The organism is Pontibacter sp. BAB1700 (assembly GCF_000277005.1).
GTDB classification, from domain to species: Bacteria; Bacteroidota; Bacteroidia; order Cytophagales; family Hymenobacteraceae; genus Pontibacter; species Pontibacter lucknowensis.
Map to the genome: position 1 here is coordinate 1 of NZ_AKIS01000140.1, position 3,769 is coordinate 3,769.

At 50.4% G+C, this 3,769-nt stretch carries 3 protein-coding genes and 1 pseudogene; all 4 read left to right on the top strand.

Translation table 11 applies throughout. The features are described 5' to 3' along the window. Window positions 1-648 precede the first annotated feature (648 nt). Complete coding sequence (locus O71_RS16045) at window positions 649-1,563, top strand: PKD domain-containing protein (RefSeq protein ID WP_007658796.1); 915 nt, start codon at window positions 649-651, stop codon at window positions 1,561-1,563. Then, the gene (locus O71_RS16050; RefSeq protein ID WP_007658797.1) at window positions 1,560-2,396 is read left to right on the top strand and encodes a PKD domain-containing protein; all 837 of its coding nucleotides are present in this window, start codon (window positions 1,560-1,562) and stop codon (window positions 2,394-2,396) included. Before O71_RS16045 ends, O71_RS16050 begins: the two co-directional genes overlap by 4 nt. Then, a complete protein-coding gene (locus O71_RS24005) occupies window positions 2,389-2,541 on the top strand; it encodes a hypothetical protein (protein WP_155800961.1) in 153 nt (50 codons plus the stop codon). Before O71_RS16050 ends, O71_RS24005 begins: the two co-directional genes overlap by 8 nt. A 20-nt stretch (window positions 2,542-2,561) precedes the next feature. Beyond that, window positions 2,562-3,769 (top strand): annotated as a pseudogene (locus O71_RS16055) (hypothetical protein); the annotation flags it as partial.

Below are 3,769 nucleotides of genomic sequence, written 5' to 3' on the forward strand. Positions count from 1 at the left end.
CTTTATTATATAATTATTTCAATAAATCACCCGTTTTAAGACTGCTATTCCTTAAAAGGTTTCACTTAGGAGCTTGAATTTTTTATTAAAAAAATAATTAACATTTATTCGCTTACTCTAAAAAGGATCATTTTTTAAACTTCTCTACCAAAAACAAAAACTTTTACTCAAGCGCTTACTAGATTATATTATCTATCCATCCTCACTCGCTGTTTAATACCATATAAGAATAATACAACGACACGCATTGCTATCTCGCCATCATTTGTTCCAAATGCCTTGAAATGGGAAAACAACGAAAGCTTGCGTTAATTCAGGATAGGAGCATTTTATAGAATGCTATTTATCTGGATGTGCCTTAAATCTTGATTCATAAAAAATTTACAATTATTTGAACCAAGTCTCTTCAAAAAACATTTTGCACAATACGGACAGACCATGAAAATGTTCAGCCTAAGGTGATAAATATTTATTGAGCTCAGAATTCATTTTTCTGATACCTCATTAACTAGTTGACAGACATAGGGAAGGGTTAACAATACCTCTCTTTTTCTCTCAAAACACAATGCGTAGCTGAATTGAATTTTCCGGCCATAGCCATTTTTATAAAAAAGCATTTATCTATAGCAAACTTATACTGAACCCTTTATGCAACCGGTACAAAAGAGCCTCACGTTTGTTGTGCTCACCCTGCTTTATGTGCTGTGTTTTGGTACAAAAACCGTAGCACAAAGTTGCACTCCTATTATAACTATTTCGGGCTCTCCCTCACTATGTGCTGAAGGCGAAACGACTCTTACTGCCACACAGGCAGCTAGTTACAAATGGTCAAACGGCGCTACCACTCAGAGCATTACCGTTACAACGGCAGGCACCTATACCGTTACCACCACCAACGAGGAGGGCTGCACAGCCACCTCTGCCCCTACCCGGGTAAGCGACCGTCCGGATGCCACAATCAAAGACCCGCTTTATGACTTCACTTATTGCAGCTACACCGGCAGCGCGAACTCATTCAAGCTGGAGGTGGAGAATGCCTCTACCACGGCTGCATCTAACACGGGCTATACCATCAGTTGGGGCGATGGCAAGAGCAGTACCCTTGGCGCTGACTTTGAGAGAACCAGCCATACCTACACAGCTCCTGGCCTGTACACCATTACCGTAACTGCCACCGACGCCAGCGGCTGCGAGGGCACCTTTACCGAAAAGCTTTTCATTGGAAGCAATCCAGGCCTGGGCATCACCAGTGATGGCAATAACATCGACTGTGCTCCTGTATCCTATGGTTTCAGGATCACAGGAGTGGAAGGCAACTCACCGCACACCGTCTATACCTTCCAGTTCGACGATGGCACGGCACCTTATGTGTTCAAACACAACGAGCTGCCCGCCGACCGCATTTTACGTCACGAGTTCCTGGAGTCATCCAAGGACAAGCCGAATGGCTTCACACTGACAGGTACTGCCATCAATCAGTGTAACAAATCAATCGCCACCTTTACCGGTATCCGTATTTCCAAGGGGCTATCGCTGATTTTGCCATTGGCAATGTGTGTTTGAACGAGCCTGTCCGCTTTCAGGATAAGACCAAAAACGGTTACGATGCTTCGGCCAGAAACGATCGCTACCGTGTTAAATGGGAGATCTTCCCGGAAACCGGCTGGAAATTCTCATCAGGCAATGGCACAACGCTATCTCCGAATGTGGTTTTCAACGAACTGGGCGAGTACATGGTCCGCCTGACCGCCTATCCGCTTGATCCGAACTCGACCTGCTTGCCAACCGTGATGGAGCAGATGATCGTGGTGAACGATGTTCCAAAAGCAGCTTTTGATCTGAAACCGGATGGAGGCGTGTGCGCTCCTTCTATTTTCAGAGCACAGAACAACTCTACCGGTGCAGATCTGAAATATACCTGGACCGTGTCGGCTCAGGAAGGCTGGAGCTTTGCTGAAGGCACCAATGCCAACTCTGTAAATCCGGTTTTCAGCTTCGACAAGTCTGGTACCTATACCGTATCCCTGCTGGCCAGTAGCTTTTGCTCTGCTGTAAGCACACAGGAGACAAATATCACCGTTATTCACAAACCGCTAGTCTCCTTACCGGAGGCACAAACCTACTGTGGTCCGCAGACCATCGCCTTCACAGAAAACAATGCTGCCCACCAACCAGTTTACGATGCCCAGTCCGGCACCATCAGCGCCTACCGTTGGGAGGTGAGCGGTCCGGGCCAAGTGGCTTATGAAGGTGACACCCACGCCGGGTCAGCCTACCCAACCATGCGTTTCACTGAGCCGGGTACTTACGAAGTAAAAGTAAACGGCCTCGAACGAATGCGGCGACTCAGAAACAGCCAAACAGCAAATTACCATCGACGCTATACCTGTGCTTGAGCTGAGCGCACCGAAAGAGTTTGTCTGCCTTAACAGCGGCATCATGCAGTTGCAGGCCTCGCACCAAGGTGGCAAATGGAGTGGCTCCGACTATGTGTCGGCTGACGGACAGTTCAATCCAGCCGCGGTTGGCGCTACACCCTGATCTATACCTACCGCGCCGGTGTGTGTGAGGTAGCGGAGAACATCACAGTAACTGTAAATGATCTGCCAGCTGCGCCGAGTATACAATCGGTGGCAACACTTTGCCCGGGCAGCCCGGCACTGCTGCAAGTGCTGCAGGCCGAAGGCAGCGTGCAGTGGTACGACCAACCAACTGGCGGTAACCTGCTGCATGAAGGAAACACGTACCAGACAACTGCCCTCGACAAGACAACGACATTTTATGCCCAGACCACAGTGGAAGGCGGCTGTTCCAGTGTGCGCACTCCTATTAAAGTAGATGTATACCCGGCCACACCAGTTCCTGTGGTAGCCCCTGTTACCCTTTGTGGCGCTGGCAGCAGCGCGACACTGGTGGCAGAAGGCAATGCCGGCGCCTATGAGTGGTTTGCTGATGCAGCAGCTACGCAGCCTTTGGAGGCAAGTAGAAGCTTTACGGCCCAGAACCTGCCGGAAGGCACCACTACGTTTTATGTACGCGGCGTGACCAACGGCTGCTACAGCCCTGTGGTAGCTGCGACTGTTACCATTCTGCCAGCACTCGACCGTAACACCCTCACCGAAGTGGCGGTAATTTGCGCAGGCCAGTCCCCTGCCCTGCTAACCGGCTCTGCTCCTATCGGCGGCAACGGCATCTATACCTACCGCTGGGAGGCCAGCGTGACAGGCGCTGATACAGGATTTGAAATCATTAACGGTGCGACTGCTGCTACTTACCAGGCAGGCACGCTCAACCGCACGACCTGGTTCAGAAGAACGGTGTTATCGGCTGGTTGCTCCCATACCTCCGCTCCTGTTGCTGTTACGGTAACTCCAGTCATCGACCAAAATTCGGTTACCGCCATTGCCCCGATCTGCGAAGACGCGGAAGCTCCAGTCCTGATGGGCAGCGAGTCGACTGGTGGTACGGGCAGCTATACCTATACCTGGGAGTTCAGCACGACTGGTGCCAGCAACAGCTTTAAAGCAGCCAGCGGCAATAACCGTGAGCAGCATTACAACCCGGGCGTACTCAATACCACCACCTGGTTCCGCCGCAAAGTAAGCTCCGGCACCTGCCAGGTGCATGTGAGTGCAGCAGTGAAAGTGACGGTGGTGAAACCGATCACGATGAACTTTGTGTCGGTGCAGCAAAGCACCATCTGCAGCGGCAGCACACCATCTGTTATCATCGGCAGCATGCCGCAGGGTGGCACCGACCAGAAAACTAT

Bases quoted from the DNA above. Each gene is read 5' to 3' on its own strand.
- O71_RS16045 (WP_007658796.1), top strand. From the start codon at position 649: ATGCAACCGGTACAAAAGAGCCTCACGTTTGTTGTGCTCACCCTGCTT.